Source organism: Pedobacter sp. R20-19 (assembly GCF_000708265.2).
GTDB lineage: Bacteria > Bacteroidota > Bacteroidia > Sphingobacteriales > Sphingobacteriaceae > Pedobacter.
In genome coordinates, this window is the sequence record NZ_JCKI01000009.1 from 220,532 (window position 1) to 237,395 (window position 16,864).

At 36.5% G+C, this 16,864-nt stretch carries 14 protein-coding genes; 3 read left to right on the forward strand and 11 right to left on the reverse strand.

What is annotated here, in order from left to right; translation table 11 throughout:
• Window positions 1-80: 80 nt before the first annotated feature.
• Complete coding sequence (locus AN34_RS20125) at window positions 81-2,504, forward strand: thiamine pyrophosphate-dependent enzyme (protein ID WP_029288650.1); 2,424 nt, start codon at window positions 81-83, stop codon at window positions 2,502-2,504.
• Between the two features lie 279 nt (window positions 2,505-2,783).
• Window positions 2,784-5,054, forward strand: a complete 2,271-nt coding sequence (locus AN34_RS20130; RefSeq protein WP_055726074.1) for a tetratricopeptide repeat protein — start codon at window positions 2,784-2,786, stop codon at window positions 5,052-5,054.
• Window positions 5,055-5,092: 38 nt separating this feature from the next.
• Here the strand turns inward: AN34_RS20130 and AN34_RS20135 are convergent, their stop codons facing one another.
• From AN34_RS20135 to AN34_RS20175, 9 genes are all read right to left on the reverse strand, one after another.
• Entirely contained in the window at window positions 5,093-5,845 is a 753-nt protein-coding gene (locus tag AN34_RS20135) for a LytTR family DNA-binding domain-containing protein (RefSeq protein ID WP_029288654.1), read from the reverse strand.
• Window positions 5,846-6,022: 177 nt separating this feature from the next.
• A complete protein-coding gene (locus AN34_RS20140) occupies window positions 6,023-6,631 on the reverse strand; it encodes a DUF1684 domain-containing protein (protein ID WP_029288656.1) in 609 nt (202 codons plus the stop codon).
• Between the two features lie 98 nt (window positions 6,632-6,729).
• Window positions 6,730-7,827 carry a chorismate synthase gene (gene aroC / locus AN34_RS20145; protein WP_029288658.1) on the reverse strand — a complete coding sequence of 366 codons (1,098 nt, stop codon included), beginning with the start codon at window positions 7,825-7,827 and terminating at the stop codon, window positions 6,730-6,732.
• Window positions 7,828-7,893: 66 nt separating this feature from the next.
• Window positions 7,894-9,162 (reverse strand): 3-phosphoshikimate 1-carboxyvinyltransferase, encoded by a 1,269-nt coding sequence (gene aroA / locus AN34_RS20150; protein WP_029288659.1) that lies wholly within the window; start codon window positions 9,160-9,162, stop codon window positions 7,894-7,896.
• A gap of 177 nt (window positions 9,163-9,339) precedes the next feature.
• Window positions 9,340-10,479 (reverse strand): chorismate mutase, encoded by a 1,140-nt coding sequence (locus AN34_RS20155; protein WP_029288661.1) that lies wholly within the window; start codon window positions 10,477-10,479, stop codon window positions 9,340-9,342.
• 80 nt (window positions 10,480-10,559) lie between these two features.
• Window positions 10,560-11,393, reverse strand: coding sequence for a prephenate dehydratase (locus AN34_RS20160; protein ID WP_029288663.1), 834 nt, complete (start codon window positions 11,391-11,393; stop codon window positions 10,560-10,562).
• A 438-nt stretch (window positions 11,394-11,831) separates the two neighbouring features.
• Complete coding sequence (locus AN34_RS20165) at window positions 11,832-12,797, reverse strand: sterol desaturase family protein (protein ID WP_029288665.1); 966 nt, start codon at window positions 12,795-12,797, stop codon at window positions 11,832-11,834.
• 1 nt (window position 12,798) lies between these two features.
• Window positions 12,799-13,857: a 3-dehydroquinate synthase gene (gene aroB, locus AN34_RS20170; protein ID WP_029288667.1), complete on the reverse strand. Its 1,059-nt coding sequence runs from the start codon at window positions 13,855-13,857 to the stop codon at window positions 12,799-12,801.
• Entirely contained in the window at window positions 13,857-14,063 is a 207-nt protein-coding gene (locus AN34_RS20175; protein ID WP_025142770.1) for an RNA-binding S4 domain-containing protein, read from the reverse strand. Before AN34_RS20175 ends, aroB begins: the two co-directional genes overlap by 1 nt.
• Window positions 14,064-14,158: 95 nt before the next feature.
• On the opposite strand from AN34_RS20175, the gene AN34_RS20180 reads away from it, so the two are divergent.
• Window positions 14,159-15,343, forward strand: a complete 1,185-nt coding sequence (locus AN34_RS20180) for a proline dehydrogenase family protein (protein ID WP_029288670.1) — start codon at window positions 14,159-14,161, stop codon at window positions 15,341-15,343.
• A gap of 183 nt (window positions 15,344-15,526) precedes the next feature.
• On the opposite strand, the gene AN34_RS20185 is transcribed toward AN34_RS20180, so the two are convergent.
• Together AN34_RS20185 and AN34_RS20190 are read right to left on the reverse strand one after the other, a co-directional pair.
• Window positions 15,527-16,165, reverse strand: coding sequence for an HAD family phosphatase (locus tag AN34_RS20185; RefSeq protein WP_029288672.1), 639 nt, complete (start codon window positions 16,163-16,165; stop codon window positions 15,527-15,529).
• Window positions 16,166-16,251: 86 nt separating this feature from the next.
• Complete coding sequence (locus AN34_RS20190) at window positions 16,252-16,434, reverse strand: hypothetical protein (protein WP_029288674.1); 183 nt, start codon at window positions 16,432-16,434, stop codon at window positions 16,252-16,254.
• Between the last annotated feature and the right edge of the window lie 430 nt (window positions 16,435-16,864).

A 16,864-nucleotide genomic window follows, 5' to 3' on the forward strand; every position in this document is an offset into this window, starting at 1 on the left:
CCGTCCATATATAATTTTACAATTGAAGATTAAGGCAAGCTTTTAATTTTGCATATATTTGCCAGAACCAATATTTGATTATGATGCAGAATGAAAAATTTATAACCAATTCTATTGACAATTCTGAATTAACATTTAACGATTTTAAAACAATCGTAATGAATGATTATAAGATCGCATACGAAAGCAGACAAGCTAGTGTATTAGGTCGCAGAGAGGTGTTAACAGGAAAGGCTAAATTTGGCATTTTTGGAGATGGTAAAGAAGTTCCTCAAGTGGCTATGGCTAAGGCTTTTAAAAATGGCGACTGGCGTTCTGGTTACTATAGGGATCAAACTTTCGCATTTGCAACAGGCATATCAACTATTAAGGAATTCTTTGCGCAGCTATACGCTAATCCTACAAATGGGGCCGATCCTTTTTCTGGCGGTCGACAAATGAACTGTCATTTCGCAACCAAATCGGTTAATGAAGATGGGACCTGGAATGACCTGACGAAAATCAAAAACTGCTCTTCTGATATCTCTCCAACAGGAGGCCAAATGGCTCGTTTGGTTGGCTTGGCTTACGCTTCGAAGCTATTTAGAAACAATAAGGAACTTGATTACCTCAAGCATTTTTCCGTTAATGGTAATGAGGTGGCTTTTGGTACCATTGGTAATGCCTCCACTTCTGAAGGTGTTTTTTTTGAAGCGATAAATGCTGCTGGCGTGTTGCAGATTCCAATGGCTATATCCATTTGGGATGATGCTTATGGAATTTCCGTGCCTGCAAAATACCAAACCACTAAAGAAGATATTTCTGAAGTTTTAAAGGGTTTTCAGCGTAACGCTGATCAGCCCGGATATGAAATTTATAAAGTAAAAGGTTGGGATTACCCTGCCTTGTGTGAAGTTTATGAAAAAGCCATAGCGGTTTGCAGAGAAGAACATGTCCCTGTAATGATTCATGTAACAGAGCTTACACAACCGCAAGGGCATTCTACTTCTGGCTCACACGAAAGGTATAAATCTAAAGACCGCCTCACTTGGGAAAGTGAATACGATTGCTTGCTTAAGATGCGGGAGTGGATGTTAGATTCAGCAATTGCTACGGAAGAAGAAATTACGGAAGTAGAGAAAATAGCTAAAGTTTTTGTACGTAATGCCCAAAAAGAAGCCTGGAATGAGTTTTTAGATAGCATCAAGCCAGAGCAGAAAACAGTAATTGATTTAATAGGAAAATTGGCTAAACACCAACCTGAATTAGCTAAAATAGCCGCACAGTTAGCGGCAACTGCAGATGCACAGCGCCGAGAAGTATTTAGTGCAGCCCGTAAAGCCATTCGCTTATCAGCTAAGTTTGATACTGAAGAAAGGATAGCACTATTAGCATGGTATCAGGATCAGAAAGCATTAAGTTATGACCGTTATAATTCAAAACTTCATACCGATGGGGTAGAAAGTCCAGATAAAATTGACGTGGTTGATGCTGAATATGATGAGCTTTCTAAAATGGTGGATGGGAGAGAAGTACTTAATGCTTGTTTTAATGAGAATTTTGCCCGTGATCAGCGTTTGGTGGCTTTTGGAGAAGACTTAGGGAATATAGGCGATGTTAATCAAGGTTTTGCAGGTTTGCAGGCCAGATTTGGTGAACTAAGGGTAACGGATACGGGTATTAGGGAAATGACCATCATGGGGCAAGGAATTGGCCTTGCTATGCGGGGCTTAAAACCTATCGCTGAAATTCAATATTTAGATTACCTGATCTTTGCCTTAAATGTGCTGAGCGATGATTTAGCTTCCCTATCATACCGAACCAAAGGTATTCAGAAAGCCCCTGTTATTGTTAGAACAAGAGGACATCGTTTAGAGGGGGTGTGGCATTCAGGTTCACCCATCAGTATGTTACTAGGTTCTTTAAGAGGCATGCATTTGTGTGTGCCACGAAATATGACCCAGGCCGCCGGAATGTACAATACGCTTTTCAGGGCTGATGAACCTGCAGTTGTAATCGAATGCCTGAATGGCTATCGCTTAAAAGAAAAATTACCTAATAACATTGGCGATTTTACCGTACCACTTGGAAAGGCAGAGGTATTGGAAGAAGGTTCAGATATTACTGTAGTATCATATGGATCAACTTTAAGACTGGTGCAGGAAGCAGCGGAAGAGTTGGCTAATTTTGGTATTTCGGTAGAGATTGTTGATCCTCAAACTCTTCTACCGTTCGATCTGAATAAAGTTTGCGCAAGCTCACTGGCTAAAACCAATAAACTCCTGGTTGTTGATGAAGACGTTCCGGGAGGTGCTTCAGCTTATATTTTGCAAAAGGTACTGGAAGATCAAAACGGGTATTTTACCTTAGATGGAAAACCCAGAACACTATCTGCCAAGGCACATCGTCCGCCGTTTGGATCTGATGGCGATTATTTTAGTAAGCCTTCTGTTGATGATATTATTGAAACCATTTACGAAATGATGCACGATACCAATCCAGTGCAGTTTCCAGCAATTTATTAATATTGCACTGGCGGATGGTCTTTTATAATATCCCATAAATCCAAGCTCAATTTAAAATATTAAAAATCTTTTAAATTTAATGGTAAAATAGATAACTTAGGTGAGGTTATCTATTATCATCCCATTATGTTTCATGTAATTGCTTTAAGTGATAAAGCCGGTACAATTGTGCCTGTTCCCAACTCTTTCCATTATTTTAATATTTAAGATTTGGAAAATTTGTTTGCTGATTGGGTATATTCCTGCTTGCGGTACGGGAAGCAATGTATTTTCTTTTCTTTGATTTTCACTTTCCTTTTCCACCAGGAAGCGTATGCGCAAAAGAATAATCAATCTCAAAAAGTAGATAGTTTATTAGCGCTCAATCAATTGCACCCACAACAAGATTCTGTTAAGGTAATGTTACTTGAACAGATCTATAAAGGTTATTTGAAATTAAAAGATGCCAATAAGTTTGAAGAATATGTGGATAAAACCGTTGCTCTGGCTCAAAAGTTAAAATTACGGAATATTTCAGGCTTTGCTTTATATCGCCGGGCAAAATTTTATCATGGCAAAACTATTTTTGTAAAATCAGAAAAATACTATTATCTGGCGATTACTGAATTTGAACTGGCCAAAAATCTGGATATGGTTGGCGGAACCTATTTAAACTTAGGCGCTTTATATACTGCAATTCCAGATTATGCAAAGTGTCTTGAAGTCAATCAAAAAGCAATTGCCATTTACGAAAAACTGGGCGATGAATCTGATCTGGCAAGTTGCTATACCAATCTTTCTGCTGTATACCAGAGTCTTGGAGACCATAGCCAATCACTTGTTTACCTGAATATGGCACTAAAAATCTTCGCCAATGAGAACGCACAGTCGAGAGGGGTAGCAGTTGTTAATGAATTGATCGGAACTGCATATTATGAAGCCGATCCTTCGGATTTGGAAAAAATGGGTATTCTTCCGAAAGATCGTTTAAACGTGGCTTTACAATACTATCAAAAATCATTAAAAGTAGCAGATTACTTAAATGATGAAAGCATTATGTCATCCGTAAGGAAGAGTATGGGAGATGTTTATGATACAATGGGTAAAAAAGACCTGGCCTTAAGTACCTATCAAAAAGCCATTCAGATCAGTAAAAATCTTGATGATAAATCAAGTTATGTAGATTGCCTCTATGCCTTGGGTAAGTTTTACCAAAAGCAGAATGATCATACAAATGCTTTGGCGCTATTTAATGATAGCTACAAAATGGCTGATGAAAATAATCTTATTGAACTGAAAAGAAATGCGGCACTTGGCTTGAGCGATTCTTATAGCGAATTAAAAGACTATAACCAATCGCTTAGCTTTTATAAACAATATGTTGCGCTGAGAGATCAGATTTTTAATGAAGATAAGGAAAAGGAAATTACCAGGAGACAGATGCAAATTGATTTTGATTTCAAAGAGAAAGACTATCGCTATAAGCAAAAAATCACTGGAATAGAATTACAAAAACAGGTGCTTCTGGCCAATCAGCAGCAACAAGAGCTCTATTTAAAACAACAACAACTGGCTTTGAGTAACCAGGAAAAAAGTTTACAGCGCCTTACTTTTTTAAAAAAGCAGTTAGATCTGGAAATTGCCCAAAAAAATCAGTCTGGTAAATTTGAACGTGCCAAACTTCAGGCTAAATACGAAACCTCTCTTAGGGATAAGCAAATATCAAAACAAGAGCAACAAATTAAATTCGACTGGCGAATCAAAATTTTTCTCTCCATTGGCCTTGCACTTGTGCTTTTTATCGCTGGCATCATCTATTATAATCAGCGTAAAACCAAGCTGTTAAATAAGGTCATTAACCAACAGAGGCAAGAACTGGAGCAATTGAACAGGGTTAAAGATAAGATTTTCAGTGTTGTGAGTCATGACATGCGTACGCCAGTGAACGCATTAATTTCCTTTATTCAGTTATTGGAAAATGGGAATATTGATCAGGAAAAACTCAGCAGATATGCCGCTACATTAAAGCATAATCTCAGTTACACTTCAGCGATGATGGAGAATCTTTTAAATTGGGCAGCCAGTCAGATGCAGGGATTCTATCCTGATATGGAGACCTTAAATATTCATCAGTTGCTTAATGAGGTGATGAATGCTGTGCTCCATCATGCAGATGCAAAAAACATCGAAATAGAAAATAATACTAACCCAGATATGTTCGTTAAAGCAGATGCCAACATGCTTTCGCTAATTCTTCGTAACCTGATCAGCAATGCGATTAAGTTTACGCCAAGGAACGGGTTAATCACTTTATCCGGTACCAACTCAGACAATGAATTGTTTATTAACATAGCTGATAATGGTATAGGTCTGAGTGATCAGCAATTGACACATTTTAATAAAACTAGTTATAACGGTGCCGGAATCAGTACCCTGGGCACCGAAAAAGAAAAGGGAACTGGTTTAGGTTTAATACTTTGCAGAACATTTATAGACCTTATGGGCGGTAAAATAAGTGCAAGTAAAAACAATCTTAATGGTACAATTTTTACCATTACATTACCTAGATAAATTAATTCTAGCTTCTTTTATCCAGCAGTTATTAGTTTTTACTTAATAAATCTGGATAGGATCTTTTTATCTATGGCGTGCTCAAGCAATTCCTGGCGATTGGCCGCACTAATTGGAACCACAAAATCGTAATTCAGATGCACTTCATGATTGGTTAATGTAACAATATGATTTACATTAATGATATACTGCTTATGTACCCTTGAAAAATAATTCTTCGGAAGCTGCTTTTCTAAATTTTTCAAACTCACCAGAATAATATGCATATCATTTCTGGTAAATATTTTAGAGAAATCGCCCATACTTTCAATGTAAATCACATCATCATATTTGAGCTTCGTGATGCCTTTGGTCTCCTTAAAAAAGAAATGATCGTCTTGATTGGTTGGGGCCTTGTAAACATTTTCGGTTACATGACTCACCTGCTTTTTTAATTCGAGGTATTCTATTGCCTTGTTCGCAGACTTTAGCACCCTTTCAAAAGTTGCAGGCTTTACAATAAAATCAATGGCATCTACCTCATAGCTTTCAGCAGCATATTTGCCATGGGCAGTAATAAATATAAAGAGAGGATGATTCTTGAAGCTTTTTAATAACTCAATTCCAGACAATTCTGGCATGTCAATATCTGAAAATACAATATCAATGCTGTTTCTGGATAATATGTCTGCGGCTTCAATTCCGCTTTTACAAACGGCTATAATTTCTAATGGTGAGATTTTTCGTAGATGCATTTCCAGCGCATCTCTTTCAATCTCATGGTCATCAACAATCAGACATTTATACCGCATTCAGGGAAGTTTATTAAATCAAATATTATGCAGGGATAGCATATTAACAAGCATTAAATATAATTCAAATTCGCAATATCTGTGTGGAATTTAGAAATTATATTATTTATTAAATGTTTGTTAATGATGTAATTGATTGATGAGTGAAAAAAGTTCACTGTATAAAACCTGAGCGTTTTAACTCTTGTGCTTTTTTTCACCCGAATATAATTTTTCACCTGCTTTGACTTCTACTTGAAGATCATTTTCTTCTGGCGGTACAGGACATCGATAACCATCGCTATACGCACAATATGGGTTATAAGCTTTATTAAAATCGACTTCAATTTGATGGTCTTTGATATCCTTTTCTCTTAAATCAATATATCGGCCACCGCCATAGGTTTCTTTTTGGTTTGTTTGATCTGTAAATGGTAAAAAGAGTAAATCTTTGTAAGCCGGATTTGTGGAGAGTGCTACATTTTTATAGAGCGTCATGGTGACTGACGTTCCATTTAAATTGAAACTAATTTTTGCATAACGATAAAATTCTTTGCTGGTACCATCGTAGGTGGGCATTTTAAAAATCTTTTCGTTTTTTAAAATATCTACTTTTGCTATGATTTTGTAGCTGCTATCTATATTATAGAAGTGCAGGTGTTGTAAATCTGCTTCCTTCAAAGGCGAATGATTATCCTTTAGAAAATCTTGTTTATATGCCTCACGGTGTTTGGCAATTTGCTCGGTATAAGATTGAGCGAAAGTATTTAAACTGATGAAAAGAAATAGGATAGGGAGGATTTTCATAGTTTGTTAATTACAAATTAAAATGACCGTCATTGCAAGGTATTAAGCAATTCTCTCACTAAATAAATTGCTTCATACCTTACCATGATGACTTAATATTAGATAACACTTGCCTTATTTCTTAAAAACTGATCAGCTAAAACCAAAGCAGCCATGGCTTCTACAATGACCACTGCTCTTGGTACCACACAAGGATCATGGCGACCTTTACCTTTAATTTCTGAAACTTCTCCTGCCGCATTAATGGTTTGCTGATTATGCATAATGGTAGCAACAGGTTTAAAAGCAACTTTAAAAGTAATGTCCATTCCGTTTGAAATGCCTCCTAAGATGCCACCGGCAAAATTGGTAGTCGTTTTAAAAACTTTTAAATCAGCAGCTTTCGGTTGAGGAATATCATTATGTTGCGAACCTCTTAACTCACTTCCGGCAAAGCCAGAACCATATTCGAAACCATGAACGGCATTAATACTCAACATGGCTTTGCCCAAATCCGCATGTAATTTATCAAAAACAGGCTCGCCTAAACCGGCAGGGCAACCTTTAATTACACAGCTGATTTTACCACCTACGGTATCACCATCTTTTCGGATGGCATCAATAAACTCAATCATTTCATGAGCGGTAGCGGGATCAGCACAGCGAACAATGTTTTCTTCTCTGATATTTAGCAAAGCTGATAAATCATTGCTTTCTAAATTTGGAGCTTCAATGGTTCCTACGGAAGTAACATGGGCAAAAATCTCAATGCCTTGTTGCTTTAAAAATAATTTGGCAATGGCACCTGCAGCAACACGTGCAGCTGTTTCACGGGCTGATGAACGTCCGCCGCCACGATGGTCGCGGATACCGTATTTGGCATCGTAAACATAATCGGCATGACTTGGACGGTAAACATCGACATTATGACCATAATCTTTTGATCGCTGGTCTTCATTAGGAATCAATAATGCTATTGGTGTTCCAGTACTTTTCCCTTCGAAAATGCCAGATAAAATCTGAACAGTATCGCTTTCCTTTCTTTGGGTGGTAATCTTAGATTGACCAGGTTTGCGTTTATCCAATTCTGACTGAATAAAATCCAGATCCAGATCCAATTGCGCCGGACAGCCATCAATAATTACGCCAATGGCTACGCCATGAGATTCGCCAAAAGTGGTAATGCGAAAAAGTTGCCCGAATGAGTTACCTGCCATTTTTATTTTAGATTGGTGATTTTAGATTTACGATTTTTAGTCTTGCTACTTGATACCCGATACTAGCTAATGAACACTAACATCAAACCCTGCCTTTTTCAGATCTTCCCAGAAATGAGGATAAGATTTTTCTACTACCTGCATGTCTTCAATCTCCACTTCGTTAATCAAGAGTGCAAGTGGCGCAAAAGCCATGGCCATTCGGTGATCTTCATAAGTAGCGACAGTCATTTTTTCAGGGAAATGAAGCTTATCTGTATTTAGCGTATACACCAGATTATTTTCTGTTAACGTTACGCCAATTTTGGCTAATTCATTTTGTAAAGCAGCAATGCGATCAGTTTCTTTAATTTTAAGAGTTTCTAAACCTGTTAAAGACATATTTTTTCCCAATGCAGCTGCAATGACAATAATAGTCTGTGCTAAATCAGGACAGGTTTTTAAATCTAATACTTGATCAGTATCTAAGGATAAACCTAAATTGATGATTGAAATTCCTGTTTCTGTTTTACTGGTAGCAACACCAAAAATCTTCATGATTTTTTGAATCTGGCTATCACCTTGAAGGCTTTTTTCTTTCAATGCGGGTAAACTGATTTCAGCTTCATCTGCCAAAGCCGCAATGCCGTACCAGTAAGATGCAGCGCTCCAGTCTGGTTCAACAACAAGGGTTCCTGCTTTAAAAGCTTGCGGCTCAATACTGATTGAATTTTCATTCCAGGTATGTTTAATGCCCACTTCTGCAAGCATATCTAAAGTCATGTCTACATAAGGTCTGGATGTAAGTTCACCTTCAATTTCTAAGGTTAACCCTTTAGGTAGGATAGGCGCAATCATCAGTAATGCAGAAATATACTGACTGCTAATATCACCTTTGATCTTCACTTCTGCGGTTTTCTGATTTAAAGGACCATTGATGTTTAAAGGCGGAAAACCATCCGATTCAGCATAAGAAATATCGGCACCAATGGTTTTTAGCGCCTCTGCTAAAATACCAATCGGGCGTTTTTTCATGCGTTCGGTTCCAGTTAGCAGGAAATTTCCGTTTTTTGCCGATAAGTAAGCAGAGAGAAAACGCATCGCTGTTCCAGCAGGGCCAACGTCTACCAGTCGTGAGTCTTCATTCTTGAGTTCGGAGTCTTCCCTCAAGGAATTTAAAATCCCATCAAGTGTAACAGTATCTGCTGCATTGGATAAATTATCTACCTTAACCAGTTTGTTGCTTAAAGCGCTAATGATTAGGGCTCTATTGCATTCGCTTTTCGAGCCTGTTAGCTGGATTTCCGTATTAATATTCTTGGTTCCTTTAAAAGAAACTAAGGCATTTTTCGACATTTTATTCTGGTTTTATTCTCAAATGGACTTGTCAGATGTTACCGCCTGACAAGTCCATTGTATTTTATTATTATCATTTTGATTTGAAAGCTACCCATGTAAGATTGCTTCGTGCCTCGATATGACGTTGTACTTTAGACCTTGCTTTCGGCTTTAGTCTTTCAGCTTAAAGCTTATTTAGGCTTTAACTTCAGTATGTTGTTCAGCTGCGATTCCTTGTTCAGCTTTACCAGCATTCATAATTTCAGTTTGTTTGCGGATGGATTCACCGTGCATCAATTCTAAGAATTTTTCTGTGAAATTTAAGTCTAACTTTAAGGCTTTAGCAAAGGCATGTCCTTTTTTAATAATCGCATCCCAACGGTTAACCTGTAAAATAGTCACTTGGTTATCACGTTTAAATTCACCAATTTTTTCTACGATAGACATCCGTTCTGCTAATTTCTGTAATAAAATATCATCAATTTTATCAATTGATTTACGTAAATCAGCTAATTTATCTGCGAATGCTTCGTTTGGTGCCTCTGGTTCACGAACCGTTAAACGGTCAACCAATTCTGCTAATGCAGCTGGTGTAACTTGTTGTTTGGCATCTGTCCAGGCTACTGATGGATCAACATGAGATTCGATCATTAACCCTTGCATATCTAAATCCAGTGCTTTTTGAGCAATGTATGGGATTAATTCACGGTTACCGCAAATGTGGCTTGGGTCATTAATGATAGGCAATTCAGGACATAAAGTTTTAAGTTGAATAGCCATTTCCCACATCGGTTCGTTACGGAAAGAACTTTTTTCGAAAGAAGAGAAACCGCGGTGGATAGCTCCAATTTTGGTAATACCTGCGCCATTAATCCGCTCAATAGCGCCAATCCAAAGCTGTAAATCAGGATTAACCGGATTCTTAATTAATACAGGTACATCATGACCTTTTAAAGCATCAGCAATTTCCTGAACAGTGAAAGGATTTACAGTAGAACGTGCACCAATCCAAAGGATATCTACACCTGCTGCCAAAGCCTCTTCCACATGTTTTGCATTTGCCACTTCTACAGCAGTTGGTAAGCCCGTTTCTGCTTTAGCACGTTTTAACCATTCTAAACCAATGCTTCCGATTCCTTCAAATTCTCCCGGACGGGTACGTGGTTTCCAGATACCTGCTCTCAATACTGATACTTTACCAGTTGCAGCCAATAAATGTGCTGTAGTTAATAATTGTTCTTCAGTTTCTGCGCTACATGGACCAGAAATGATCAATGGTTCGTTGTTTACGTTTAACCAGGTGTTTAAGGGCTGAATGTTTAAATTAAGTTTCATGATTTATGGGTTGTAATATTTTATAATTCGATTGTTTAATTGTTCTATTGTTGATTAGTCATTCGTAAATCTAAATTCACTTATACTTTATCATTTTTTAAATATTCTCCGAGGATGTTGAAGTTCGAAGTATACTTTAAGGCTTTTCTAATGGCTTTATCATATTTTTCAGTACTAGGCCATTCCAAATCCACATAAAAGTAATATTCGTTTCTTTTACCCAATACCGGCATAGATTGTATTTTTGTTAAGCTTACCTCTTGCTCTGCAAAAATATTTAGTACGGTTGCCAGTGAACCTGCTTTATGTCCCACCTGAAAACAGATGGATGCTTTGTTAATTTTCTTGCCTTCATCCGTTTTGTCTTTTTTAAGAATCAGGAAACGGGTATAGTTTTTCTTATTTGATTCTACTCTACGCTCCAGGATATTAAGGCCGTATAGTTCTGCTGCTAAAGTATTTGCAATTGCCATGGTGTCGGTTAATTTTTCTTCCTGAATCCGTTTTGCACAGGCAGCCGTATCATTGCTTTCTACAATTTTAATATGCGGATAATCGTAAAAGAAATCGATACACTGGCGAATCGCAATAGGGTGGGAGGTTACAATTTTAATGTCATCAAATTTCACCCCCGGCAAAGCCATTAAGTGTAATTGAATAGGTAAATAAACCTCACCAACAACTGAAAATCCATAATCCCGGATTAGCGTATAATTGGGTAGTAAACTGCCGGCAATGGAATTTTCGATCGCCATAACAACGAAGTCAGCCTCATTTTTCTCCAGTTTATCACAGGTTTCTTTAAATGAATTACATTCTATTGTATCAATTTGATTTCCAAAGAATTTATAGGCTGCCTCTTCGTGAAAAGATGCTTTAATGCCTTGAATTGCTACTCTTTTTGTTGTTTCCATTTGTGCGTAAAACAAAAAAGTCCCGGCTGTTTGCCGGGACTTTTTTATACATTTTAATATTGTTATCTATCTTTTTGCATATTAGCCCCGGCTCTTACTAAAATAGTAAAAGTAACCAAAGTAATATGTGTTGAATAATTTCATTTTCGTTTTTGAATGAGCCAAATGTAGCAACAAAATTTAATTTGTCAATAGGAAAATGAAAATATTTTTAATAAAATTTAATTTTGTTTGAAGTGAACTGTTTTGAAGATGGGTATGGAATGTGGATATATTGTTATTCAGTTAGATGTAGTCAGGTGAAATTTGTAGGTATGAACGGGTATACTCCGCTACTAGAGGAATTAAATTGGTGGTTCTAGTAATATGTGTTATAAGTGTATCGTCCTAAAAAAGTTTATCAACCAAAAACGGCCTGTAAAATACAGACCGTTAATTTTATCCTGTTGAATTTAATGTTCTTCGCTGTTCGTTGAAATCCTTAACATTATGATTGTCTAGGTTTTGCTTCTCCAACTGTTCCGTTTCCCGCAATTCCTGCTGCATAATTTTTGCAATTTTCGTACTGCCATCATGACTCCAGCCCGGGGGGTTAAATATATATCTTACCTTATCCATAAAATTTTGGGCTTTTTTAACATCGGCTGTTAAAGCAATAAATTCATGGAAAATAATGTTAACCGCACCGGTATCTGTTGGTTGCGTGGTTAAGCCATACTTAATTTTATCTTCTGGCAATTCTGCCTGAAAGGTGCCAAACATTCTATCCCAGAGAATTAATACCATACCCATATTTTTATCCAAGTAACGCACATTACTGGCGTGGTGTACACGGTGATGTGAGGGTGTTACAAAAACATATTCGTACCATTTTGGGAAGTTAATTTTATACTGTGTATGCACCAGATTACCATAAATTTGCGTAACCAGGTAAGCAAAAAGGATATCCATAGCAGTAAACCCCATAAATGCCAATGGCAAATAAAAGAATACCCGATACAGCGGTTCAAAAACAGTAGAACGGAATCCAGTGGTTAAATTAAAATGTTCTGATGAATGGTGGGTAACATGCATGGCCCAAAAAAAGCGGACATAATGACCAACCGTGTGTAAAAACCAGTACAAGAAATCCTGAGCTAAAATTAATACCAGCCAATAAATCCAAACGTTAGAAATTTGAAACAAACGGAACTGATAACAATATTCCAGTAAAAAAAATGTAGCGGTTTTCATACCTAAATTAATCACTACGGCAGCAGTCATTAAATAAATATTAGTCCAGGTATCGCGTTTGGTATATAATTTTTTGTCGTGCGCATAGCTAAAGTACATTTCAACCAGGGTTAAAACGATCACAAAGCCAAATAATCCGCCTACAGAAATATCACTTCCGGTAAATGTCATCTTATAAACTGTTATAATAATCTAAACTGCTTAAAATATCGGCTGTGCTTACACGGCAGTTAAACGTGCATTTGCCTGTAGTTTCTAAAAGTGAGAATAAAATGTTTCCATCTTCATTCTTTTTATCACTCTGCATTAATTCTAAAAGCGTTTCAAAACTTTCCTTTTTAATCTGATATTTTGGATACAGTGATAATAAATAATCACTGATATCTTTCAACTCTTCTTTCGTTAAGTCACTATTTTTGATGGATAATGCGGCTTCACAAATAAAACCTATGGCAATAGCCTCACCGTGTGTAAGTGGGTTCTCGTCGTTAGCTAGTGAATAACTTTCTACTGCATGCCCAATGGTATGGCCAAAATTTAAAATCTTACGAAGGTTTTTTTCATGTGGATCAATGGTAACCACCTCATTCTTAATTTCAACAGAACGATAAATATCTTCAGCTGAAGGGCTTAGGTGACTGGTTGTTTTGAGTTTCTCATAATAAGTTTTATCGTAAATTAAACCATGTTTAATCATTTCTGCAAAGCCAGATAAAAGCTCACGATCTGGTAAGGTTTTTAAAAATTCAGTTTCGATGAAAACCATCTGAGGTAAGCTAAAGGTACCTACCATGTTTTTTACGTGATCTATATCTATCCCGGTTTTGCCACCTACAGAGGCATCCACCTGCGAAAGTAAGGTAGTTGGAACATTAATAAAATCAATACCGCGTTTATAAGTTGAGGCGATAAAACCACCCATATCAGTAATTACACCACCACCTAAATTAATCATTAAACTTTTGCGGTCTGCTTCGAAATCCAAGAGGGTTTTCCAGATGCCTATACAAAAATCTATATTCTTATTTTCTTCACCTGCTGATGTTTCAATCAGGTCGAAATCGGAAAAATCATCCATTAAGGCCTGAAAAACAGGCAGACAGATTTCACTGGTATTTTCATCAGCAAGGATAAATACTTTACTGTATTGGTTACTCTCCAATAAGGTTTTTAAGGCTCCTAAATTACTTTCGAAGTAAAGTGAATGGCCTGCACTGGTTAAAGTTTCCATCATATCACTTCAATTTTATCTTGTTCAAAAGTGATGATGTCGCCAACTCTAACTTTGTATCGTTTACGAAATTCCACTTCTCCATTACATTTTACTAATCCATCCATTACAGCCGCCTGAGCATCTCCGCCGGTGCCTACTAACCCTGTCGCTTTTAGCAACTGAATTAATGGAATAAATTCGCCTTCTAATTTGAATTGTATCATTTTGCTGCAAAAATACGATTATTTACAGGTTTTTAGTTTTAACAATGGATGCTTTTTATAATTTTGCATCCAACTGACTTATTACATAGCTAAATATGGATTTATCCCCCAATAAACAGCCTAATTTCGACAATACAGAGGTAGCATTCCGTCAAAAAACAAATGCTGAACTGAAAAAAGCTTTTTGGCTTTTCAAAATGATTGGCAGCAATTTTCTTACAAAAGTAGGGCCACCAATTACAAATTTCTTTTTAAATATAGGCTTGCCGGTTCAGGGTGCCATTAAAGCGACTATCTTTCAACAATTTTGTGGAGGTGAAACCATTGCAGAATGCGATCACGCCATTGCCCAGTTGGCTAAGGGTGGCGTGGGAACCATTTTGGATTACTCCGTTGAAGGAGAGGAAGAGGAAGTTGTTTTTGACGAAACCTGTCAGGAAATCATCAGAACCATTCTTCGTGCAGATGGCGACCCCAACGTTCCCATTACAGTTTTTAAGATTACTGGAATAGGTCGCTTTGCCTTATTAGAGAAATTAGATGCCAAAAAAGCATTATCTACTGAGGAGCAAGCTGAATTTAATAAAGTAAAATTGCGTTGTGAGATGATCTGCAGAACGGCCTTTGAAAAGAGTGTTCCCATCATGATAGATGCCGAGGAAACCTGGATTCAGAATACAATTGATGAGCTGGCGTTAGATATGATGCGTAAATTTAATCAGGAGCGAATCATTGTTTATAATACTTATCAAATGTACCGTCATGATAAACTGGCGGATATGAAAGCGGATCATTTGATTGCAAAAGCCGCTGGTTTTATATTGGGTGTGAAAATGGTTCGTGGGGCATATATGGAGAAAGAGCGCAAACGTGCTGCAGAAATGGGTTATCCTTCACCTATTCAGCCTGATAAAGAATCATCTGATAAAGATTATAACTTATCGTTACGTTATTGCGTTGATCATATTGAAGATATTGCCATTGTTTGCGGGACGCATAATGAAGACAGTAGCCGCTTGCTCACTTATCTTTTAGAGGAGAAAAAGATAGCACATAACCATCCGCATGTTTACTTTGCACAACTATTAGGTATGAGCGATAATTTAAGTTTTAATCTTGCTGACGCTAATTATAATGTAGCTAAATATGTTCCTTATGGCCCTATTAAAGCAGTAATGCCTTATTTATTTAGAAGGGCTCAGGAAAATACCTCTGTTGCAGGCCAAACCGGGAGAGAATTAGGATTGATCGAAAGGGAATTGAAAAGAAGGAAGTTGTAGTTTGCGAGTTCAGCAAGATATTTTGTAACTCATCATGCTTGATTTATTTTAGCATGATGAGTTATTAAGCCACTGAAGTGAATTGAGTTTGAAGGGTGTTCATTTATCACATTCGTCATGCAGAATTTATTTCAGCATGTATTATGGTATTAACACTCTGAAATAAACTCAGGTTAACAACTGCTATATAATAATCCCGTTGGCTTTTAAAAACGAAGCTAATTTTGCAGGCTTCTCCGTCATGAGCAAAGTATTTAAGCCAACTTTTTTCGCTCCTGCTATGTGTTGCGGACTATCATCAATAAATAAGGTTTCTGCGGGATTAAGGTGATTATCCTTTAAAACCTGTTCGAATATATTGGTGTTCGGTTTACGCAATTTCATATGTTGAGAGAAATAGGCCTTCTCGAAATAGGCATCGTAATTATTTAAATTAAAGGTGGTTTTTAAATAATTGATGATCCAATCGTAATGGATTTCATTGTTGTTGCTTAACAAAAATGTACGGTATTTCTCTTTAATCTGAAGTAACAGTTCATGATTTTCCTGATGTGTACCAATGAGCAAGCTGTTCCAGGCCTCATCAATTTGGACATCTGTAAGACCAGGTTTGTTTGCGGCTTTTCTAATACCTTCACGAAAATCGGCAGGTGAAATTGCTCCTGTTTCAAAATCATCAAAAAGTTGATTATGAGCTTTATGAGCAAAAAAATCCTCAATATTGGTAATGCCAAGCTTTTGAAATGATGCCTGGGCAATTTTAAAATCAATGTCGAAAATTACGTTTCCGTAATCAAAAATGATGTTTTTAATATTTTGCATAAGTGTTTAAACTTTTTGCAAATATCATCATTAATTATTTGGCCCTCTAATTTTTAAGAAAATTAGAGGGCCAAATAAAGATTAATTTATTTAATCACTAAAACAGTTCCATCGTCTTTAATCTTATAATAGTATTGTGTTTCTTTTTTTCTATTAATTACCTCAATACTTTCAACTTCCCCTGTTTTACCTGTTTCATCTTTAATGATATCACCTTGTTCAACCTCATTAAGTTGTTGCATAGAACTTCTCTTATTCACCTTTTTCATGATATGTTATTTAATGATGTTTAGACTAATTATAATTAACAAATCGTTTTCGTTAATAGTTTTAAATATTTGATTTTCTTTGGGTTATATTTTTATCAATCCAGTGAAGAAATTGATTTCATACCTCGTTGTTTTAACCCTTCCATTTATTCAGCTCATTCATAGCAAAATAAAATTTATCTTTTATAGTAGTAAATACATAAAATAAATATTGATCTAGATGTATTAAAATTTTGTTTTTTATTGACTATTAGTAAGTGAAAAATTACAATAAGACAGTTTTTTGAAGTACTTGTGTGTGATAGTGATAAGTTATGTTCAACTTTGTGAAAGATTTTATTGGATAATTTGATGTGTATAATGGATTAGTTCTTTCGTATCACTTTATATTTTTATTAAAATATGATGGCTTTTGCGGAACGAGTTGAGG

Coding starts and splice junctions, on each gene's coding strand:
- AN34_RS20125 (WP_029288650.1), top strand. CDS start 81: ATGATGCAGAATGAAAAATTTATAACCAATTCTATTGACAATTCTGAA.
- AN34_RS20135 (WP_029288654.1), bottom strand. CDS start 5,845: ATGCGGTATAAATGTCTGATTGTTGATGACCATGAGATTGAAAGAGAT.
- AN34_RS20140 (WP_029288656.1), bottom strand. CDS start 6,631: ATGAAAATCCTCCCTATCCTATTTCTTTTCATCAGTTTAAATACTTTC.
- aroC (WP_029288658.1), bottom strand. CDS start 7,827: ATGGCAGGTAACTCATTCGGGCAACTTTTTCGCATTACCACTTTTGGC.
- aroA (WP_029288659.1), bottom strand. CDS start 9,162: ATGTCGAAAAATGCCTTAGTTTCTTTTAAAGGAACCAAGAATATTAAT.
- AN34_RS20155 (WP_029288661.1), bottom strand. CDS start 10,479: ATGAAACTTAATTTAAACATTCAGCCCTTAAACACCTGGTTAAACGTA.
- AN34_RS20160 (WP_029288663.1), bottom strand. CDS start 11,393: ATGGAAACAACAAAAAGAGTAGCAATTCAAGGCATTAAAGCATCTTTT.
- AN34_RS20165 (WP_029288665.1), bottom strand. CDS start 12,797: ATGACATTTACCGGAAGTGATATTTCTGTAGGCGGATTATTTGGCTTT.
- aroB (WP_029288667.1), bottom strand. CDS start 13,857: ATGGAAACTTTAACCAGTGCAGGCCATTCACTTTACTTCGAAAGTAAT.
- AN34_RS20175 (WP_025142770.1), bottom strand. CDS start 14,063: ATGATACAATTCAAATTAGAAGGCGAATTTATTCCATTAATTCAGTTG.
- AN34_RS20180 (WP_029288670.1), top strand. CDS start 14,159: ATGGATTTATCCCCCAATAAACAGCCTAATTTCGACAATACAGAGGTA.
- AN34_RS20185 (WP_029288672.1), bottom strand. CDS start 16,165: ATGCAAAATATTAAAAACATCATTTTTGATTACGGAAACGTAATTTTC.
- AN34_RS20190 (WP_029288674.1), bottom strand. CDS start 16,434: ATGAAAAAGGTGAATAAGAGAAGTTCTATGCAACAACTTAATGAGGTT.